The sequence below is a fragment of the Paramicrobacterium chengjingii genome, assembly GCF_011751765.2.
In the GTDB taxonomy this organism is placed as follows: domain Bacteria; phylum Actinomycetota; class Actinomycetes; order Actinomycetales; family Microbacteriaceae; genus Paramicrobacterium; species Paramicrobacterium chengjingii.
Map to the genome: position 1 here is coordinate 1,645,608 of NZ_CP061169.1, position 19,683 is coordinate 1,665,290.

Below are 19,683 nucleotides of genomic sequence, written 5' to 3' on the forward strand. Positions count from 1 at the left end.
GAAAGCGCACAATGGCGGTATGGGCAACGAACACGAGCAAGCACGAGAGAGGATGCTGCGCGACCATCTGGTTCCGCGCGGGATCACCAACGTGCGCGTGCTCGCGGCAATGGGAGCCGTGCCCCGGGAACTCTTCGTCCCAGAGAATCTGAGGGAGAGCGCGTATGGAGACCACCCACTTCCACTGGGCAACGGGCAGACGATCTCACAGCCATACGTCGTGGCACTCACGGTTCAGGAAGCTGACATCGGTTCGGGTGACATCGTTCTCGATGTCGGAACGGGCTCAGGGTATGAGGCTGCCGTCGCGTCTCGAATAGCGACGCGTGTCGTGTCAATCGAACGCATTGCGGAACTGTCTGAACGTGCTGAGGCCGTTCTGCGCGCATTGGGTTACGACAATATCGAGCTGCTCGTCGGCGATGGAACGCAGGGCGCGACCGAACACGGTCCATACGATGCGATTATCTCCGCAGCGGCGGCCGAACGGATCCCGACCACGTGGACCGAACAGTTGGCGCCGCACGGGCGCATCATCGCTCCGATCGGCGGGCGAAACGGGCAACGGCTTCGCAGCGTTCAGCGAGACTCTGAGAGCAGCTACATCGAAACAGACCTCGGAGGTGTCCGATTTGTCCCTCTGATCAGTGATGGCTGAGCGAGCCGCTCCGTCCTCGGCGGCGCGCAAGCGGAATGATGAGGATGCCGGCAAGCACAATGAGCGCTGCAGCGCCCACCGGCGCGAGCCAGGGCATGGCACGCGAGAACCACTCTGACGAGACGGCGACGAGCAGAAACACGAGAAGAACCTGGCAGGGCAGTTGCACGATGACGAACCGACAAAGTGGTCTCACGAACACTCGCGCATCGATCATGCCGCGGACCGGAAGGACAAGGGCGAGAGACGCAAGAACATGGATCAGATGCAGGCCAGCGAGCAGAGCATACGGCTTCCAATCGACGGCCGATGGATCGCGAGGAAGCTGAAACAGCGGAAGCAAAATGATCAGCGCCCACGCCGTGTAGAGGCGCGGAACAGACCCCGCAGCAATACCGAGAGCAATGGCCACAACGAGCCAGAAGGCAACGGGCACAATCGCGAGAGACAGAGCCGTCGTGACAACGACGAGACTCACGTGCACCAGAACCGCGGGCAGTGCCCGCGGAACCCGGATGGATGCCGGTGCCGCTCTCACCGAACTCTCCCCCTCTCGCGCGCAAGCGCAGAGAACCGCGCATCGCGCCGGGACTCCCCGGACGAATCGGTCCAGCGCACGACGTTCACTCCGGTCGCCTCCATGTCGTGAATGCGATCGTCGCGCTCCATCATGAGGATGGTGTGCGCCGTCGCCTGCTCTGGGCTGAGGCCATGCCTGATCCCCCTCGGGAGGGTGTCGATGGCGATCACACGATGCCCGATGGCGCGCCACATTGAGGCAAGCGAGGCAGCTTCGGCGTCGACGAATGTCGAGAGCACATAGATGATCGCCCCCGCAGCGACGACGGGTGCACGTCGCCGAGTCATACCGACGCCGTTCGGACGCATCTCGGCGATTGTCGCCAGTAGCCGTTCACGGTGGCGATCCCCCGAGCCCCTACGCATCTGCCGGGTGCCGAGAGCGAGGTTCTGAAGCGCTACCTGATCGCCCGCCTCCGTGTATGCGACGGCAATCGCGACCGCAGCTTCCCGTGCGGCATCCATTGATGTTATTCCGCTCTTGTGAGGTCGCCCGCGCGTCCATTCTGCAACAACCTCACCGAGCTCGTCGCCCGTGTCCATGACGATCACCGTTGTCGCATCACTCGCGGCGAACGTTCGCCGCACATACACGTCACCGGCGCGCCGAGAAAGCCGGGCCGTTGCCTTCCAATCGATGCGGCGCAGGCGATCGCCCGGTGCGAAGGGATGGATGTCGCGAAAGCCTCCGCCATCGCCGGGACGCGTCGACTCGTGGGCGCCCGTGAGCCCGTGCAGGCGATGCGGCAGCAGCAGGCGCGGAAGCGGCACGATGTCTGGCCTGACTGTATGCGAGACCGTGTGTACGGCCGTCGGCTGGGAGACGAACGCCCCATCGGCGCTCGCCATCGTGAACTGGGCGGCGAGCACATCACGCGGCCCCGAGTGAAGCACGGGAGATGACGCGAACAGCCGTGCAGTTTCGCGACAGTCGAGAACAGCAGAGACCCTTCGCGAACCGCCGACGATCATGCGAGCGTGAACCACCTCGACATCGGTGCTCGCCGTCAACCGAAGGTTCGCGGCGAGACGCGACTCGGCTTCATTCGCGTGTGTGGAGTCAAGCACGCTTTCAACGTGCGTCTCATCGGCCGGTCGATGTTGCCACATCCACGCTGCCCAGCTGAGAAGGGGAATCGCGCAGCACGCAACATCCGGGCGTGATGATATGAGGCCGACACCGATAACGATGACGCCCGAGATGATGGCCCCGGCGAGTGAACCGCTCGGGCTCCACGTGACGGCGTGGCGTGACGAGGTCATTCAGCAGATGCCGTGACGGTCGGCGGCCCGGCGACAGCGCCGAGAAGACTCGAGACGACCTGGGTCGCCTGCACGCCAGTCGCCCACGCCTGAGGGGTGAGAGTCAGGCGATGCGCAAGAACCGGCACTGCCGCACGTTTGACGTCGTCTGGAGTGACGAAGGCGCGGCCAGCCATGACTGCAATCGAGCGCGCCACCAACATCAGTCCCTGTGAGCCCCGAGGTGAAGCGCCAACCTGGACCGACTGGTCTGCGCGGGTGGCGCCGGCAAGATCCACACAGTAGCGGGCAATATCGGGGTCGACGTGTACGGACTCGACACCATCTTGCATCTCACGCAGAGTCTCGGCATCGATGACGGGATCGATCTGCACTCGGTCGTGCTGCCTGTGCGCGCGTGAAAGCAGCATCCTCTGTTCACTCTCGGCTGCGAGATAGCCGACAGAGAGGCGCACCATGAAGCGGTCGAGCTGTGCCTCGGGTAACGAGTAGGTTCCCTCAAACTCAATCGGGTTCGAGGTGGCAATGACGTGAAACGGTCGAGGCAGCTCGAAATGACGTCCTTCGACCGTGACGTGGCCCTCTGCCATCGCCTCAAGAAACGACGATTGCGTCTTCGGAGTCGTGCGATTAATCTCATCGGCCAGCACGAGGCCGGCGAAGATCGGTCCAGCTCTGAAGTCGAAATCGCCCGTCGACGGAGCGTAGACGAACGATCCGGTGATATCTGACGGAAGCAGATCGGGAGTGCACTGGATGCGGCGGAACTCCAAACCGAGCGCCCCCGCGAGACTGCGTGCAGCGAGAGTCTTGCCGAGACCGGGAACATCCTCGAACAGCACGTGTCCTCCCGCGAGGATCGTCGCGAGTGCGAGGTCGAGTGGCTCGTGCATGTCGACGACGACGTCACGAATCCGGTCGAGGATGTCGCGACTGAGTTCTGCTACGCGTTCAACAGCCATCGGTTTGGTCATTGAGACTCCTTCTTCAACGGTTCAGACAATCGAGACAATGCAACATCGACATCGGTGCGGTCACAACGTGTGAGCGATGACGGAGCGACGACAGCGAACGCGCGTTCGCCGATCGCTGCGATGATCGCCGGCTCGTCCGCCGGCTCGTCAAGATGAAGACCGATCCGTTCGAGCCGGTGTGCGGCGACGGCGCGCACACGTTTTCGCGCGGTGTCGCCCACCCTGCCCTGCGTTGAGCGGAGGGCCCAGGCCAAACGTGAAATGTCTTGGCGTGCTCCCACGCCACGGTAGGGTTCGGCCGGACCCCATGGGGCAGAGTCATTGTCGGCTCGACACGCCCACAGAAGTGCGATCACGGGCACGAGAAGACCGAACGCAACGGCGAACGACGGGGCAAGCCCGAGAAGCCACAGCAGGGCGCCGAAGGCGATAGTGAGCAGACAGACGGCGATGACGCGACCGATCTTCATGACCACGCCTCCTGAATGGAGAGCAGGGCTGAGCGTGCGCTGTCAATATCGGATGCTGTCGGGTGACGATCCCCGAATCGCACGCTTTGATACAGCGACACCAGCACCGACAGTTCGTCGGCGATGCTGTGCTCGCGGGCGAGCACACGAACAGTGAATTCCGTCGGTGTCTCAGAAGCACGCAACCGAACTCCGGAGTCCTCTGCGGACTGCTGAAGACCGAGCCATGCCTCGACGATTGCGTCATGCGGGATGCCGGGTGCGTCAAGTGCACCTAACGCCCGCTCGATGCCGCGCACAACAGTTGGCGCTTCGACGGTCTGTTCCTTCGTGGCGGCATCCACCTGTCGTGCCGAAAGTGTCGAGACCGCTGCTGTGTCGAGCTCGTCACGCTGTCGGCGACGGAGTGCGCGAACAATGAGAAACCCGGCGATGACAAGAGCCGCTGCTGCGAGCGATCCGAGCGCGAACAGGATTGTCGTGGGGTTCAGCAGCGCGGGTGACTCCGGGGCGTCGTTTGCGGGAATCGTGTTTCCCGGAGCCGCGGGCTCGGTGGCCGGGGGCGGAGTAGCTGCGACCTGAGGAAGAATGAGGTCGATGCGTGGTGCGCCGACGACCAGTGGCCCTTGCAGGGCAGCAATGACAACCACCAGGACGGCGCAGACGACGACGGCCGGGAAGAGATATCGTCTGCTCATGCCGCAGTGTCTCCAGTGGACACTCCCGCGGTGCTGCTCATTGCTCCACACTATCGTGCGGATAACAGGCTCAGATGTGGCCTGCCTTTTCCATATTCCGCAGCTCCTTCTTAAGATCAGAGACCTCGTCACGCAGGCGAGCGGCAAGCTCGAACTTCAGCTCACGTGCTGCGGCGAGCATCTGAGCATTCAGATCGGCGATGATCGCTTCGAGGTCGTTCGCACCCTCGGAGGCGAGCCCTTCGTGATGACGAAGCTGCGGCGTCGGAGATGACGTTCGTTCGACGCCGCGCTTGGCGAGCATCTTCTCGGTGTCGGCTCCTTCCCGCGCGAGAATATCTGTGATGTCGGCGATGCGCTTGCGAAGGGGCGTCGGGTCGATGCCGTTCTCGGTGTTGTACACCACCTGCTTCTCGCGTCGGCGATTTGTCTCGTCGATAGCGAATCGCATCGAGTCGGTCATTTTATCGGCGTACATGTGAACCTGGCCAGAGACGTTACGTGCCGCACGGCCAATTGTTTGAATGAGCGATGTCGATGATCGAAGGAAGCCTTCCTTGTCAGCATCCAAGATGGCGACAAGCGACACTTCGGGGAGGTCGAGTCCCTCGCGGAGCAGGTTGATGCCCACGAGAACATCGTAGGTTCCGGCCCTCAGCTCGGTGAGGAGCTCCACGCGGCGCAGCGTGTCGACGTCGGAGTGCAGGTAGCGCACACGCACACCAGCGTCAGTGAGGAAGTCTGTGAGCTCTTCAGCCATCTTCTTCGTCAGCGTTGTGACGAGCACCCGCTCATTGCGTTCTGAGCGAGCTCGGATCTCTTCGAGAAGGTCATCGATCTGGCCGTCCGACGGCTTCACGACGATCTCCGGATCGATGAGACCCGTTGGACGGATGATCTGTTCGACGACTCCATCGGCAATGCCGAGCTCGTAGCGACCAGGAGTTGCCGAGAGATAAACGGTTTGGCCGACCCGCGCCGAAAATTCGTTCCACGTGAGCGGCCGGTTGTCGAGAGCGCTTGGAAGGCGGAAGCCGTGCTCGACGAGCGTGCGCTTTCGAGACGCATCTCCCTCATACATCGCACCGATTTGCGGAACCGTCACGTGTGATTCGTCAATGACGACGAGAAAATCGTCAGGAAAATAATCGAGAAGGCAGTTCGGCGCCTCTCCGGGCTGGCGACCGTCAATGTGACGGGAGTAGTTCTCAATACCGGAACAGAACCCGATCTGCTCCATCATCTCAATATCGAATGACGTGCGCATGCGCAGCCGCTGCGCCTCAAGGAGCTTGCCCTGCTTCTCGAGCTCTGCCAGACGCACTTCCAACTCGTCTTGAATCGTGCCGATGGCGCGATGTATTGTCTCGGGGCTCGCGGCATAGTGCGTGGCCGGGAACAGCGATACCGCATCGAGAGTCTTGACAATGTCACCGGTCAGCGGATGAAGCGCATGAAGTGCTTCGATCTCATCGCCGAACATCTCGATGCGAATGGCAAGTTCTTCGTACACCGGAATGATCTCGATCGTGTCGCCGCGAACCCGAAAATTGCCGCGAGAGAAGTCAACGTCGTTGCGGTTGTACTGCATCCCGATGAAACGTCTAACCAGTTCATCGCGGGAAATGCGCTGACCGACCTGCAGTGCGACCATGGCTTCGAGGTACTCTTCTGCCGCACCGAGCCCGTAGATGCAGGAGACAGTAGAGACGACAACGACGTCGCGCCGGCTGAGCAGCGAGTTCGTGGTCGAGTGTCGAAGGCGTTCGACCTCGGCGTTGACGGAGGAATCCTTCTCGATGAAAGTATCTGTCTGCGGCACATACGCTTCAGGCTGGTAGTAGTCGTAGTAGGAGACGAAGTATTCGACCGCGTTCTCGGGCATGAGCTCACGGAACTCATTGGCGAGCTGCGCAGCGAGGGTCTTATTGTGAGCGAGAATCAGGGTCGGGCGCTGAACCTTCTCGATCAGCCACGCCGTCGTCGCTGATTTTCCGGTACCCGTCGCGCCGAGAAGCACGACGTCGGTCTCCCCCGCGTTGATGCGACCAGCGAGCTCGGCGATCGCCTTCGGCTGGTCGCCGCTCGGCTCATATTCGCTGACCACCTTGAACGGATGAACGGAGCGTGTCGGTTCCATGTTCTGAGTCTAGGTTGCCCCACTGACGTTCGGCTGACTCACGTGTGGTCGGTGGTGGTGAGACGTGCCCAGAGCTGATCCACCTCGGTCGCGGTCTCATCAAGTGACCTCGTCGTATCGACGATGACATCGGCGATCGTGCGCCGTGCGTCGTCTGAGGCTTGCGCATTCACCCGTCGCGAGGCTTCCTGCGCATTGAGACCACGAAGGTCGATGAGGCGCTGCCGTCGCATCTCCGCTGGCGCGTCCGCCAGAACGATCAGATCGAAATGCGAGAGCGTCTCGGATTCCGCAAGCAATGGAACGTCGTAGACGATGATCGCTTCGGGGTCGGCGGCCGCCGCAGCGGCGAATCGCTTCTTTGCCAACTCGCGTACGGCCGGGTGCACGATGGCGTTGAGCTGCTCTCGTGCCTGCCGGTCCCCAAAAACGATAGTTCCGAGTCGTGCGCGATCCAGTGAGCCATCGGGCCGAATCAGGTCGTCGCCAAACAGATCTTGGATGCCGCGAAGGGCCGGCGTTCCTGGCTCCACGACCTCACGCGCCAGAAGATCCGCGTCGACGACGACGGCTCCGTGATCGCGAAGCATCCGAGCCACTGTTGATTTGCCTGAGGCGATTCCGCCAGTGAGGCCGATCAGCATCCGGTCAGTCCATGCTGTCGATATACGTCGTGAGGTAGGCAAGCGGAACCGAAGCTGCCTCAGCGATCAGCGTCGAGTCGCCATTGGGATTCGCGTCGAACGCGATGCGCTGCATCGTACGCGAGAGTTCGATTGCAATGGCGACTTTCTCACGCCACTCCGGACCGGACGGCACGTCGTCAAACTGACTGAGCAGGGCAACCACGGCGTCGATGTATGCTCCGGTGCGCTCTTGATACTTGCTCTCGTTCGGGCCGTCGGGAAGGATGCGGTAGTGCGTCGCCTTGTAACCGGGAATCGTTCGGCGCGCCGTGCACGTGCTCTCAACGAGGGTCGTGAACGCCTCTTGCCATGTCGTGGCGGGAGTCTCGGCAAATGTGTCAAGGGCAATCTCAATGTAGCGCGAGATCATGAAGTCATATACGCCGAGAAGTAGCGCGATGCGGTCAGGGAAGAACCGGTAAACAGTGCCGATCGCCATGTCTGCGCGCTGAGCGACCTCGGCCGTTGTCACGCCAGCGTGACCAGACTCGTCAATGATCTCGCCGCATGCCCGAAGAATCTTCTCCAAGCTTTGCTTGCTGCGATTCTGCTGAGGACTATTGCGCAATAGCGAGGCATCCGCGTACTCGATCGACAGGAATTCCGTCAACGAATCAACTATCACTGCTCACCTTGAACTCGTCGTAAGCCGAGAATGTCTCGGCATGGTCAGTATGGGAAAACACTAGCAGGCATGCGATCACGCATTGCTCAGGGCACACGGCGAAGGCCGGCCCAGCATGTGCTGAACCGGCCTTCGATAGCGTCGAACGATCAGTTGGTGTTCGAGAGCTTTTCGCGCAACGCGGCAAGCGATGCGTCATCAGCGAGGGTTCCCGCTGAGTTTGCGTCGCCGGCGTAATTCGCTGCGGCTGCAGGAGCTTCGACGTCGACTTCCTCGACGAGTGAGGCAGCGACCTGCTTCTTGTGAGCTTCCCAGCGACCCTGGGCAGCAGCGTAATCCTGCTCCCACTTCTCGCGCTGAGTCTCGAAGCCTTCGCGCCACTCGTTGGTCTCGGGGTCGAAGCCCTCGGGGTACTTGTAGTTCCCCTCGTCGTCGTACTCCGTGGCCATGCCGTAGAGAGCCGGGTCAAACTCGGTGCCCTCGGGGTCGACGCCCTCGTTAGCCTGCTTGAGACTCAGCGAGATGCGGCGACGCTCAAGATCGATGTCGATGATCTTGACGAAGACTTCCTGGTTGACAGAAACGACCTGGTCGGCGAGTTCCACGTGCTTCGAGCTGAGCTCGGAGATGTGAACGAGGCCCTCGATGCCATCGGCAACGCGAACGAACGCACCGAAGGGAACGAGCTTGGTGACCTTGCCCGGCGTGATCTGACCGATCGCGTGCGTGCGTGCGAACACCTGCCATGGGTCTTCCTGCGTTGCCTTGAGCGATAGCGAAACGCGCTCACGGTCGAGGTCGACCTCGAGGATCTCAACGGTGACCTCCTGGCCAACCTCGACAACCTCTGATGCGTGCTCGATGTGCTTCCAGCTGAGCTCAGAAACGTGAACGAGCCCGTCCACACCGCCGAGGTCGACGAACGCACCGAAGTTGACGATCGACGACACGATGCCCTTGCGAACCTGACCCTTGTGCAGGTTGTTGAGGAACGAGGTGCGGCTCTCGGACTGCGTCTGCTCGAGCAGTGCGCGACGTGACAGAACCACGTTGTTGCGGTTCTTGTCGAGCTCGAGGATCTTAGCCTCAAGCTCCTGCCCGAGGTACGGGGTCAGGTCGCGAACGCGGCGAAGTTCGATGAGCGAAGCCGGGAGGAAGCCACGGAGGCCGATGTCGACGATCAGTCCACCCTTGACAACCTCGATGACCTGACCAGTCACGACGCCGTCGGATTCCTTGATCTTCTCGACATCGCCCCAGGCGCGTTCGTACTGTGCACGCTTCTTCGACAGGATGAGGCGGCCCTCTTTGTCCTCCTTCTGGAGAACGAGCGCTTCAACGCTGTCGCCGACCTCGACGACCTCGGTGGGATCGACATCGTGCTTGATGGAAAGTTCGCGAGAGGGGATAACACCCTCTGTCTTGTATCCGACGTCGAGGAGAACCTCGTCGCGGTCGATCTTCACGACGGTGCCTTCGATGAGGTCTCCGTCGTTGAAGAACTTCAGTGTCTTCTCGACCGCTGCCAGGAAGTCTTCAGCAGATCCGATGTCGTTGATAGCGACCTGCTTGGCGGTCGTTGCGGTTGTCATATAAGTAAATGCTCCAGGGTGGACATGTTGTCGGGCCCGATTCGCGTGTGATTCGTTGACGCGATGGGCAGGCGGATAGGACGTCACAGAAGTGACACTCCATCATAGCGGGGATTCGCCGCGCGAATCAAACAGTGCACAACGATTTCTGCGACGGCTTTCTCACCGTTACGCGGTGAGTGCGTTCTTGAGCGTGTCGAGCCCGACGCCTCCGAGTGAAAGGGCGCGGCGATGGAAGTCCTTGATATCAAACGACTCCCCTCCCGCTGCGCGAGCGTCGTCTCGCAGCTGTTCCCAGATTCGCTGACCGACTTTGTAGGACGGAGCTTGTCCCGGCCATCCGAGGTACCGGTTGACTTCGAACCGCACGAAGCTCTCATTCATGTTCACGTTGCGTCCCATGAAGTCGAAGGCAAAGCCAGCTGTCCAGGGGCCGGCACCATCTGGGCGTTGCTTCTCGAGGTGCACGCCGATGTCGAGAACGACGCGAGCCGCGCGCATGCGCTGCCCATCGAGCATCCCCAGTCTGTCGGCTGGATCATCGAGATAGCCCAACTGCTCCATGAGCCGCTCGGCGTACAGGGCCCAGCCCTCGGCATGCCCCGACGTTCCCGCCAGAAGACGACGCCACGAGTTCAGGGCGTCACGGTTATAGACGGATTGCCCGATTTGAAGATGATGCCCGGGGACGCCCTCGTGGTAGACGGTTGTGAGCTCACGCCAGGTGTCGAACTCGGTGACGCCTTCGGGAACTGACCACCACATGCGACCCGGGCGTGTGAAGTCGTCTGTCGGACCGGTGTAGTAAATGCCGCCTTCCTGAGTGGGCGCGATCATGCACTCAATCGTTCTGATCTCGTCGGGGATATCGAAGTGACTCTTTCCGAGGTCGGCTACGGCACGATCGCTCGTCGCCTGCATCCACTTCTGCAGAGCGTCGGTGCCGTGAAGCTTGCGGCTCTCATCGTGCTCGAGGTGCTCTATGGCTTCGAGCACGCTCGCCCCAGGTTTGATCTGCCTGGCGATCGACTCCTGTTCGTCGACCATGCGCGCCAGCTCCTCGATTCCCCACTCGTATGTCTCATCGAGGTCGATCGCGGCTCCGAGAAACTGACGTGATTGCAGCGCGTACAGGTCGCGGCCGATGGCATCGCGTTCAGTCGCCGCCCCGGCAAGCTCATCTGTCAGAAAATTCGCGAGTCGGCCGTATGCTTCGGCAGCGCGCACTGCGCGCTCCCCCAGGTCTGCGGTGAGCGAGGCAGGAAGCTCGCCGCTCGTCGTCGAGGCGGAGTGTGCGAACACGGTGAAGAACCCATCGGATGCCGCGACCTTCCGCGCTTGAGCGGCAACCTCGATCACCTGACGTCGTGCGGGAACGATGCCCGTTGCGCTTCCGCGCTGCAGCGTCTCGATGTAGCCTTCGATGGCTTGAGGAACCCGTGAGAGCCGTGTCGAGATCGTGGACCAATCGTCAACGGTGTCTGTCGGCATCAGGTCGAAGACTTCTCGAATCTCTTGGGATGGCGATTCGATGACGTTGAGGCTGCGAAACGGCAGGCCGGCATCGATCGTTTCAACTGACAAATCGAGTTCGCGGCCCAGGTCTTCCTTCGTCACCCGGTCAACGTCGTCGACAGCGTTCTGCGCATCGAGAGCGGCCCTCGCGTTTGTGAGCGCCTCGCGTTGATTCTGGATGCCATCGGGTGAATAGTCAGAGAAACTGTCGTTCGCGTCGTTGCGACCGATGTACGTTCCTACAGTCGGCACAAGGTCAACGAGTGTGTCGACCCAACCCTCGGCGACCCCGTCGATTGCGGTGGCGTTTCTCTTCTGTTGTGCAGTCATATCTCGAGGATATGAGGGACGAGTGATCCACGGCAATCAGTGAGCCGCAGCATCCCAGTTGGGCCCATAGCCCACCTGAACGTCGAGGGGAACGCTGAGCTCTGCAGCGTCGCCCATGCGTGTGCGCACAATGCGCTCAAGTTCTTGGTGCTCTCCGTCACTGACCTCGAACACCAACTCGTCGTGCACCTGCATGAGCATGCGACTTGTGAGATCTGCCTCGCGAATGTCGTTCTCGATATTGATCATCGCGATCTTGATGATGTCGGCAGCAGAGCCTTGAATCGGCGCGTTGAGCGCCGCACGCTCAGCATTCTGACGCAGAGTGCGATTGGGGCTCTTCAGATCGGGAAACGGCCTGCGGCGGCCAAAGATCGTCGTGGTGTAGCCATCGACCTTCGCCTGCTCAACGACGTTGCGCAGGTATTCGCGCACGGCTCCGAATCGTTCGAAATAGTCGGACATGAGCTGTTTCGCCTCTTTGTTGTCGATGCGCAGCTGGCGAGACAGGCCGAATGCGCTGAGCCCGTAGGCGAGGCCATATGACATCGCCTTCACCTTCGAGCGCATCTCAGAGGTGACATCTGCCGGCTCGACACCAAATATGCGAGCGCCGACGAATCTATGGAGGTCTTCTCCCGTGCGGAACGCCTCGATCAACCCCGGATCTTCTGACAGGTGCGCCATGATGCGCATTTCAATCTGCGAGTAGTCCGCAGTGAGGAGGCTGTCATACGGAGCACCGACACGGAACGCCTCGCGAATGTGGCGTCCGGCTTCGGTGCGAACAGGGATGTTCTGAAGATTGGGATCCGTCGACGAAATGCGACCAGTCGAGGTTCCCGTTTGCACGTACGACGTGTGAATGCGACCGTCGCCGCCGATCGCTTTGACGAGGGTGTCAACGATCTGCCGCAGCTTCGTCGCATCGCGATGCTCAAGAAGCAGGCCGAGGAATGGGTGCGGGTGCGAAGCCTGAAGGTCGGCAAGAGACGCGGCATCCGTTGAGTACCCCGTCTTGGTGGCACGGGTCGTCGGCATCTCGAGCTGGTCAAAGAGCACGTCTTGAATCTGCTTCGGCGAACCGAGATTGATTTCACGCCCAATCTCGGCGAACGCCTTCTCTGCGAGCTCACGTGCCGTGACACCCAGAGATTCAGAGAGCGCGTCGAGGGCAGAGGCATCCATGGCCACTCCCCTGGCTTCGATTGCGGCGAGCACATTCACGATCGGCATCTCGATATCACGAAGCACACGCGCAGAACCGTCATCGAGGCGCGTGAGCAGCGGTTCGACGAGGCGGTGTGTAAACCACGCGAGCGCCGCAGCCGTCGAGGGCTCGACCTCGGGGACGAGCTGGTTGGGATCAGCCTCGGGAAGCTTCTCGTCAAGATAGCGGGACACAAGATCCGCGAGCGTCTTCTCTTGACCGCCCGGGCGGAGCAGCCAGCCGGCGATGAATGTGTCGAAGGACAGACCCCCCACCGTGAGCCCCGCCCGGGTCAACGCTTTGAGCTGAGCCTTAGCGCCGTGCATGACCTTGGGGATGCTTGCGTCGGCCAACCACGTTTCGAATGGAGCGTAGTCGGCTCGATCCGGTAGCCACGCGAGGGCAACGGATTCTGTGTCGCCCGACACTCCGATGGAGGCGGGTCGGCCGTCGACGACCTCCACAGAGACGGCGACACCGTTCGTGCTCGCCTGCGACTGACGATTGAGCCAGGCACCGAGCTCTTCATCAAGAAGGTTCTGGGCGTCGGGCGCCGTGACGGTGGAAGCTGCTGGCTCGGAGTTCTCGACTCCCTCGAGCTTCATCACGCGGTCGAGAAGTGAGCGGAACTCGAGCTTTGAGAAGATCTCGCGCACCGCTGCCTGGTCGATGGGCTCCTTTGCGAGCGAGCCGATCTCGCACGGAAGCTCAACGTCAGTGACCAAGCGATTCAGACGACGATTGCGAACAGCATTGTCTTTGTGCTCGCGGAAGCTCTCACCCACCTTGCCGGTGATTTCATCAGCGTGGGCGATGATCTCATCGAGGCTGCCAAATCGGTGAAGCCACTTCACTGCCGTTTTCTCGCCGACTTTGGGAACGCCAGGCAGATTGTCGCTCGTCTCACCGACAAGGGCGGCGATCTCGGGATACTGATGAGGCTCGATGTCGTACCGTTCCTTGACCTTAGCCGGGTCGTAGCGCGTGAGATCGGTGACACCCTGCCTGGACGGGTAGAGGAGGGTGACGTTCTCGTTGACGAGCTGAATGGTGTCTCGATCGCCAGAAACGACGGACACGCGATAGCCCTCATCGGTACCGCGCACGGAGAGCGTCGCGAGGATGTCGTCTGCTTCGAAGTCTTCGATGGAAATCGTTGTAATGTTCATCGCTTTGAGCGCTTCTTGCAGAAGCGGAATCTGACCGATGAACTCCGGCGGAGTCTCCCCCCGCGTTCCCTTGTACTCCGGATATTCACGCGTGCGGAAGGAGTAGCGAGAAATGTCGAACGCCACAGCGATGTGGGTCGGCTTCTCGTTCTTCAGCAGGTTGAGCAGCATGGCGATGAAGCCATGGATGGCGTTCGTATGCTGCCCCTCGCTGTTCTGAAAACTATCGATCGGCAGTGCGTAAAACGCACGGAAGGCCAGCGAATGGCCATCGATCACGAGCAAGGTAGGCTTTTCGTTGTCCGACACAGGTCCCAGCCTACAAGTCACCGACGACATCGGCTGGGGAACGAGAGCGTGAAGGTGTTCATGAGCCAGACAGCGTCCGATCCTCTTGAGTACGTGCGCGAGCGCGGCATCGGTGCACTTGCCGAGAAGATGGGCATCGAGATCACGGAATTCGGGCTCGAGCGTGCTGTCGCCACGATGCCTGTTGAGGGGAACACGCAGCCCGCGATGCTGCTGCACGGCGGAGCGTATGTGGTTCTGGGTGAGTCGCTCGGTTCGATGTCGGCCAATCTTCACGCCGGAGAAGGACGTCTCGCTGTCGGTGTTGATATCAACGCCACTCATACGCGTTCAGCGACAAGCGGAACGGTCACAGGTGTCTGCACGCCCATCCACCTGGGGCGGAGCGTCACGGTACATGAGATCGCGATATTTGATGACCAAGACCGACGCTGCTCCACTGTTCGCATCACGAACATGATCAAGGACCGCCCCACGACTTAACAGCGGAAGGCCCGCCGGCAGAGCGGCGAGCCTTCCGAAACCAGACGCGACGTCTAGAGAATCTTGTCAAGGAACGACTTTGTGCGCTCGTGTTGCGGCGAATCAAAGATCTGTTCCGGCTTTCCCTCCTCGACGACGTAGCCATCGTCCATGAAGATCACCCGGTCTCCCATCTCTCGGGCGAAGCCCATCTCATGGGTGACGACGACCATGGTCATTCCCTCGAGAGCGAGCTGCTTCATGACGGCGAGAACGTCCCCAACGAGTTCCGGGTCGAGAGCACTGGTCGGCTCATCGAAGAGCATCATCTTCGGTTCCATCGCCAAGGCGCGGGCAATCGCGACACGCTGCTGCTGGCCACCCGAGAGTTGTGCGGGGTACGCGTCTGCCTTGTCGCCGAGCCCAACCTTCTCGAGGAGCTTGAGTCCGCGATCGCGCGCTTCCGCCGTCGAGAGCTTTCGCACCTTCTGAGGAGCGAGCATGATGTTCTCGATGACGGACTTGTGCGGGAACAGGTTGAACTGCTGAAACACCATTCCGATTTCTGTGCGCACAGCGTTGATATCGGTGTCTTTGGCTGTCAGGCTCTGCCCGTCGATCACGACCTCGCCGCTCGTGATGTCTTCAAGCATGTTCAGGCACCGAAGGAATGTGCTCTTCCCCGAGCCACTCGGACCGATGACGCAGACGACCTCTTGAGGCTCTACATCGCAGTTGATTCCTTTGAGTACCTCGTTGTCACCGAACTTCTTATGCAGGTCTGCAACGTGGATGATCATGAGTGTGTCAGCCTCTTCTCGGTGATGTTGAGCACCTTGGACAGCGTTATTGTCACAATGAGATAGAGCACAGCGACTGTCGTGTAAATCTCAAGCGCGTTGAAATGGGTAGCCACGATTGTGCGGCCTTGGAAGACCAACTCGGGAACGAGAATTACCGAGAGCACGGAAGTGTCTTTGATGCTCACAATGAACTGGTTGCCCAGAGGCGGAATCATACGCTTGAATGCCTGGGGCCAGATCACGAACTGCATGGTGAAGTGATGGCTCATGCCGAGCGAACGGCCCGCCTCCATCTGCCCCTTATCAACCGATTGGACAGCACCTCGAACGACCTCTGCGATGTACGCGCCGGAGTTGAGTCCGATTGAGATGATGCCGGCAATCAATGGTGCAATATTGAAGCCGAGCAGTATCGGGAGCGCGTAGAAGACCCAGATAGCCAAGATCAAGATCGGAACCCCGCGGAAAACCTCGACGTAAACGGTTGAGGCACCATAAACGAGCTTATTCCGCGAAATTCGTCCGAGCCCGAAGATCGCCCCAAGGACGAAACCGATGAGAAGCCCAACGACGGATACGAGGAGCGTGTAATACAGACCGAGGAGCAGGATGGGAATGTAATCTACGACGCCAAGCCAGTCGAATGAGACTGTATGAATCATTTCTACCTCTCACAGGCCGCGGGCACGCAGGAGTTGCCCCACGTGCCCGCCGCTCATTGTGTGATGTTCTGTTCTATGTTCGTGTACTAATCGTCGCTCGGCGGAGCTTCACCGAACCACTTTTGGTAGATCTCGTCGTATTTGCCGTTCTCCTTGAGCGTCGAGAGAGCCTTATCGATTGCCTTCACCAGGCTTTCGTTGCCCTGCGCGATGGCAATGCCGTAGTCCTGGGCTTCCAGGAGCTCGCCAACCATCTTCAGGCTGTCCTCGCCCTTTGTCTTGATGTAGTAGGCAACGTTCGGTGCGTCGTAGAGAATCGCGTCCGACGTGCCATTCTGCACGGCGAGGTAAGCCTGATCGAGCTGCTCGAATGTCTGAGCCTTCGCACCCTCGATGTTGTTGTTGATGTAGTCGGCGCTCGTCGAACCGAGTCGGGTTGCGATGTTTTTGCCCTCGAGGTCCTCAACGCTCGTGATGTCCTCATTGTCGATGGGGACGCCGATTCGTAGGCCGGACTTGTAGTACGGGTCTGAGAAGTCGACCTTCTCGGCGCGCTCGGGCTTGATGGTCATGCCCGCAATCGCTATGTCGAAGGTTCCCGTCTGGAGTCCGGGAATCATTCCATCGAAGTTTGTGGTTTTCAGGTCGACCTTGAAGCCAGCTTCGTCAGCCACCGCATTGATGAGGTCGATATCGAAGCCGACGTACTCTCCGTCTTCCTTGAACTCGAAGGGCACGAATGATGTGTCAGTTGCGACGACGTAGGAGTCTTCAAGAGGAGCCTCGGCATCTCCGCCGCTGTCGCTTGAACATGCCGTCAGCCCCGTCATCAGGGCGAGCGAAGCAACCATCGCTCCGCCGGCAAGCAGTCTTCTTTTGTGGTTCACGGATACCTTTCGTGAGGGGGTGTCCTCGTTTGGGGTCGGTGTTGAGTACGATACGGCTGGATTTCGCAGCGTGTCAAAGGGGCACGCGGCCGTTACGTGATTGAGACGCGGCCCGGCATGGCACGGAACGCGCATGTCACGTCAATGCAAAAGCCCGCACAGGGCATACCTGTGCGGGCTTGAGAATCGTGTGAAGAACGCTATTTTTTCGCGCTGAGCTGTTCGATGATTGCTTCTGCAACGTCGTGCATGGTCAGTCGGCGATCCATCGATGCCTTCTGAATCCACCGGAATGCCTCAGGCTCACTGAGCCCCATTTTCTCGTTGAGCAGCCCCTTGGCGCGGTCGACGAGTTTGCGCGTCTCGAAGCGCTCGACCATGTCAGCGACCTCGGCCTCGAGAGTGATGATCTGCTGGTGTCGGCTGAGAGCGATCTCAATTGCCGGAAGCAGGTCGTTCGGGGTGAACGGTTTGACGACATAGGCGAGGGCACCGGCCTCAGATGCGCGCTCGACCAGATCTTTCTGGCTGAATGCGGTGAGCAGTACGACGGGCGCGATCTGCGCCTTGCTCAGACGCTCTGCTGCAGAGATGCCATCAAGCTTAGGCATCTTGACGTCCATGACCACCAAGTCAGGTCGCAATTCGGTCGCCAAGGCCACGGCTGTTTCACCATCACCAGCCTCTCCGACCACTTCGAATCCGTTGTCACGGAGAATCTCGACGATGTCGAGTCGAATCAGCGATTCGTCCTCGGCGACGACGACGCGGCGGGGGGCGTTTGAGGTTGTCTCTTGCTCAGTCACTCTAGAATCCTACGATACGCTTGTCGAGGTTGTGTCAGCCGGTGTGGCGGAACGGTAGACGCGGAGCACTCAAAATGCTTTGCCTTCACGGGCGTGTGGGTTCGAATCCCACCACCGGCACAGCAGAAGACGTCGTTGAATCCCCTGGGGTTTGCGGCGTCTTCGCGCGTATCTGCGCGGTCAATCCACGGGATTTTGCAGCTGAGTAGGCGCTGAGTCTTCAGGGCAGTTTCTTCTCCCTGACTGATCTGGCACTGCCGCGCGTTTCGCGCGTGGCGTACCGCAGAACAGAAATGGATGCTGCCGGGCAGGGCCCCGGCAGCATCCATTCGCTGATTACGCGAGCTTCTTACTGCTTGTTGTTCTTTCGCAGCGCGTAGGCAGGCGCCACTTCCTGGTGAACGTCGCCCATCGTGTGCACGCGGACATCGTTCGTCGAGCCAGAGATTCCGGGAGGCGAGCCAGAGATCACGACGACTTTCTCGCCCTCCGTGGCCATTCCCTCGGCGAGGAGGATGTCGTCGACCTGACCGAACATCTCGTCCGTGTGCGTCACGGTATCGACGAGGAAGGATTCGATTCCCCAGTTGAGCTGCATGCGGCGGCGGATCGCTTCGTTCGGCGTGAAGCCGAGTACCGGAATCTTTGTGCGAAGGCGGGCCATGCGGCGCACGGAGTCGCCAGATTCTGTGAACACACAGAGGTACCGCGCCTCGACGAAGTCGGCGACCTCCGACGCCGCGAGTGTGAGGGCGCCTCCCTGGGTGCGGGGCTTGCTGCCCAGCGGTGCGATCCGCTCGAGACCGTGCTCTTCGGTTGCCGCAATGATCCGCGCCATTGTCTGCACGGTGATCTCGGGGTACTCGCCGACGCTTGTCTCGCCGCTCAGCATGACTGCATCGGCACCATCGAGAATAGCGTTGGCGACGTCAGATGTTTCAGCCCGCGTCGGAACAGGGCTGGAGATCATGGATTCGAGCATCTGCGTCGCGACAATGACAGGCTTCGCCATACGGCGGCACTGCTCAACTGCGCGCTTCTGCACAAGGGGAACGGCCTCGAGCGGGAGCTCGACACCGAGGTCGCCGCGAGCAACCATGATGCCGTCGAATGCGTCGATGATTCCGTCAAGGGCGTCTACCGCCTGAGGTTTTTCGATCTTCGCGATCACGGGGAGGGTGATGCCCTCTTCGTTCATGATCTCGTGCACGCGTGTGATATCTTCGGCGTCGCGCACGAACGAGAGCGCGATGAAGTCGGCACCGAGCTTGAGACCCCATCGAAGATCGGCTTCGTCTTTCTCGGAAAGCGCCGGTACGTTGACAGCGACGCCGGGAAGATTGATTCCCTTGTTGTTCGATACCGGTCCGGCGACGATGACTTTCGTCGTGACGCGCACGCCGTCGGTCTCGAGAACCTGAACGCGCACTTTTCCATCATCGATCAGCAGAAAGTCGCCGGGTGAGACATCGTCTGGCAGACCCTTGAAGGTCGTGCCGCAGATGTTCTCGTCGCCGACAACATCCTCTGTGGTGATTGTGAAGATGTCACCCTCTTCGAGCTCGTGCGGCCCGTTTGCAAAAGTGCCGAGGCGAATCTTCGGCCCCTGCAAGTCGACAAGTACGGCAATAGGCTTACCCGTGTCGGTTGCCGCCTTGCGCACGTTCGCGTAAACGCCCTCGTGGACGTCATAGCTTCCGTGGCTCAGGTTCATCCGTGCCACGTTCACGCCCGCGTCGATCAGTGCGCGGATCTTTTCGTAGCTGGATGTCGCGGGCCCGAGGGTTGCGACGATCTTTGCTCGTCTCATGTATGAGTTTCTCCATGTCCTGCGCAGGGGGAATG

The 19,683-nt window shown here is 60.4% G+C and carries 18 protein-coding genes and 1 tRNA gene; 3 read left to right on the plus strand and 16 right to left on the minus strand.

The features are described from left to right. Positions 1–19: 19 nt before the first annotated feature. Positions 20–658, plus strand: a complete 639-nt coding sequence (locus tag HCR76_RS08050; RefSeq protein WP_166989835.1) for a protein-L-isoaspartate(D-aspartate) O-methyltransferase — start codon at positions 20–22, stop codon at positions 656–658. Here the strand turns inward: HCR76_RS08050 and HCR76_RS08055 are convergent. From HCR76_RS08055 to polA, 11 genes are all read right to left on the minus strand, one after another. Beyond that, a complete protein-coding gene (locus HCR76_RS08055) occupies positions 645–1,196 on the minus strand; it encodes a hypothetical protein (protein WP_166989837.1) in 552 nt (183 codons plus the stop codon). The two genes, HCR76_RS08050 and HCR76_RS08055, sit on opposite strands and share 14 nt — an antisense overlap. Then, positions 1,193–2,500 (minus strand): DUF58 domain-containing protein, encoded by a 1,308-nt coding sequence (locus HCR76_RS08060; protein ID WP_166989839.1) that lies wholly within the window; start codon positions 2,498–2,500, stop codon positions 1,193–1,195. Before HCR76_RS08060 ends, HCR76_RS08055 begins: the two co-directional genes overlap by 4 nt. Next, positions 2,497–3,474 carry an AAA family ATPase gene (locus tag HCR76_RS08065; RefSeq protein ID WP_166989841.1) on the minus strand — a complete coding sequence of 326 codons (978 nt, stop codon included), beginning with the start codon at positions 3,472–3,474 and terminating at the stop codon, positions 2,497–2,499. The genes HCR76_RS08060 and HCR76_RS08065 overlap by 4 nt, the downstream gene beginning before the upstream one ends. Beyond that, the gene (locus HCR76_RS08070) at positions 3,471–3,944 is read right to left on the minus strand and encodes a hypothetical protein (RefSeq protein ID WP_166989842.1); all 474 of its coding nucleotides are present in this window, start codon (positions 3,942–3,944) and stop codon (positions 3,471–3,473) included. Before HCR76_RS08070 ends, HCR76_RS08065 begins: the two co-directional genes overlap by 4 nt. Continuing rightward, a complete protein-coding gene (locus HCR76_RS08075) occupies positions 3,941–4,642 on the minus strand; it encodes a DUF4129 domain-containing protein (protein WP_166989845.1) in 702 nt (233 codons plus the stop codon). The genes HCR76_RS08070 and HCR76_RS08075 overlap by 4 nt, the downstream gene beginning before the upstream one ends. A 70-nt stretch (positions 4,643–4,712) precedes the next feature. Continuing rightward, positions 4,713–6,782, minus strand: a complete 2,070-nt coding sequence (gene uvrB / locus HCR76_RS08080; protein WP_166989847.1) for an excinuclease ABC subunit UvrB — start codon at positions 6,780–6,782, stop codon at positions 4,713–4,715. A 38-nt stretch (positions 6,783–6,820) separates the two neighbouring features. Then, positions 6,821–7,426, minus strand: coding sequence for a dephospho-CoA kinase (coaE, locus tag HCR76_RS08085; RefSeq protein ID WP_166989849.1), 606 nt, complete (start codon positions 7,424–7,426; stop codon positions 6,821–6,823). A 4-nt stretch (positions 7,427–7,430) separates the two neighbouring features. Then, positions 7,431–8,093 (minus strand): TetR/AcrR family transcriptional regulator, encoded by a 663-nt coding sequence (locus tag HCR76_RS08090; RefSeq protein ID WP_166989851.1) that lies wholly within the window; start codon positions 8,091–8,093, stop codon positions 7,431–7,433. Between the two features lie 149 nt (positions 8,094–8,242). Further along, positions 8,243–9,685, minus strand: coding sequence for a 30S ribosomal protein S1 (gene rpsA / locus HCR76_RS08095; protein WP_166989853.1), 1,443 nt, complete (start codon positions 9,683–9,685; stop codon positions 8,243–8,245). Positions 9,686–9,853: 168 nt separating this feature from the next. Beyond that, the gene (locus HCR76_RS08100) at positions 9,854–11,530 is read right to left on the minus strand and encodes a DUF885 domain-containing protein (RefSeq protein ID WP_166989854.1); all 1,677 of its coding nucleotides are present in this window, start codon (positions 11,528–11,530) and stop codon (positions 9,854–9,856) included. A 36-nt stretch (positions 11,531–11,566) separates the two neighbouring features. Beyond that, entirely contained in the window at positions 11,567–14,218 is a 2,652-nt protein-coding gene (gene polA / locus HCR76_RS08105; RefSeq protein ID WP_166989856.1) for a DNA polymerase I, read from the minus strand. Positions 14,219–14,278: 60 nt separating this feature from the next. Here polA and HCR76_RS08110 point away from each other — a divergent pair, with 60 nt between their 5' ends. Further along, positions 14,279–14,701, plus strand: a complete 423-nt coding sequence (locus tag HCR76_RS08110) for a hotdog fold thioesterase (RefSeq protein WP_166989858.1) — start codon at positions 14,279–14,281, stop codon at positions 14,699–14,701. 53 nt (positions 14,702–14,754) lie between these two features. Here HCR76_RS08110 and HCR76_RS08115 read toward each other — a convergent pair whose 3' ends face one another. The 4 genes from HCR76_RS08115 to HCR76_RS08130 form a co-directional block, all read right to left on the minus strand. Next, complete coding sequence (locus HCR76_RS08115; protein ID WP_280529495.1) at positions 14,755–15,480, minus strand: amino acid ABC transporter ATP-binding protein; 726 nt, start codon at positions 15,478–15,480, stop codon at positions 14,755–14,757. Further along, positions 15,477–16,145 (minus strand): amino acid ABC transporter permease, encoded by a 669-nt coding sequence (locus HCR76_RS08120; protein WP_166989859.1) that lies wholly within the window; start codon positions 16,143–16,145, stop codon positions 15,477–15,479. Before HCR76_RS08120 ends, HCR76_RS08115 begins: the two co-directional genes overlap by 4 nt. Before the next feature lie 86 nt (positions 16,146–16,231). After that, positions 16,232–17,032, minus strand: coding sequence for a transporter substrate-binding domain-containing protein (locus tag HCR76_RS08125; RefSeq protein WP_198248164.1), 801 nt, complete (start codon positions 17,030–17,032; stop codon positions 16,232–16,234). A gap of 200 nt (positions 17,033–17,232) precedes the next feature. Further along, positions 17,233–17,838, minus strand: coding sequence for an ANTAR domain-containing response regulator (locus HCR76_RS08130; protein WP_166989861.1), 606 nt, complete (start codon positions 17,836–17,838; stop codon positions 17,233–17,235). Between the two features lie 37 nt (positions 17,839–17,875). Here HCR76_RS08130 and HCR76_RS08135 point away from each other — a divergent pair. Next, positions 17,876–17,958: transfer RNA gene (locus HCR76_RS08135), tRNA-Leu, on the plus strand. A gap of 229 nt (positions 17,959–18,187) precedes the next feature. On the opposite strand, the gene pyk is transcribed toward HCR76_RS08135, so the two are convergent. Next, positions 18,188–19,648: a pyruvate kinase gene (pyk, locus tag HCR76_RS08140; RefSeq protein ID WP_166989863.1), complete on the minus strand. Its 1,461-nt coding sequence runs from the start codon at positions 19,646–19,648 to the stop codon at positions 18,188–18,190. Between the last annotated feature and the right edge of the window lie 35 nt (positions 19,649–19,683).

Excerpts from the sequence above, each read along its gene's own strand:
- HCR76_RS08050 (WP_166989835.1), top strand. The coding sequence starts at position 20 with ATGGGCAACGAACACGAGCAAGCACGAGAGAGGATGCTGCGCGACCAT.
- HCR76_RS08060 (WP_166989839.1), bottom strand. The coding sequence starts at position 2,500 with ATGACCTCGTCACGCCACGCCGTCACGTGGAGCCCGAGCGGTTCACTC.
- HCR76_RS08065 (WP_166989841.1), bottom strand. The coding sequence starts at position 3,474 with ATGACCAAACCGATGGCTGTTGAACGCGTAGCAGAACTCAGTCGCGAC.
- HCR76_RS08070 (WP_166989842.1), bottom strand. The coding sequence starts at position 3,944 with ATGAAGATCGGTCGCGTCATCGCCGTCTGTCTGCTCACTATCGCCTTC.
- HCR76_RS08075 (WP_166989845.1), bottom strand. The coding sequence starts at position 4,642 with ATGAGCAGACGATATCTCTTCCCGGCCGTCGTCGTCTGCGCCGTCCTG.
- uvrB (WP_166989847.1), bottom strand. The coding sequence starts at position 6,782 with ATGGAACCGACACGCTCCGTTCATCCGTTCAAGGTGGTCAGCGAATAT.
- coaE (WP_166989849.1), bottom strand. The coding sequence starts at position 7,426 with ATGCTGATCGGCCTCACTGGCGGAATCGCCTCAGGCAAATCAACAGTG.
- rpsA (WP_166989853.1), bottom strand. The coding sequence starts at position 9,685 with ATGACAACCGCAACGACCGCCAAGCAGGTCGCTATCAACGACATCGGA.
- HCR76_RS08100 (WP_166989854.1), bottom strand. The coding sequence starts at position 11,530 with ATGACTGCACAACAGAAGAGAAACGCCACCGCAATCGACGGGGTCGCC.
- HCR76_RS08110 (WP_166989858.1), top strand. The coding sequence starts at position 14,279 with ATGAGCCAGACAGCGTCCGATCCTCTTGAGTACGTGCGCGAGCGCGGC.
- HCR76_RS08115 (WP_280529495.1), bottom strand. The coding sequence starts at position 15,480 with ATGATCATCCACGTTGCAGACCTGCATAAGAAGTTCGGTGACAACGAG.
- HCR76_RS08120 (WP_166989859.1), bottom strand. The coding sequence starts at position 16,145 with ATGATTCATACAGTCTCATTCGACTGGCTTGGCGTCGTAGATTACATT.
- pyk (WP_166989863.1), bottom strand. The coding sequence starts at position 19,648 with ATGAGACGAGCAAAGATCGTCGCAACCCTCGGGCCCGCGACATCCAGC.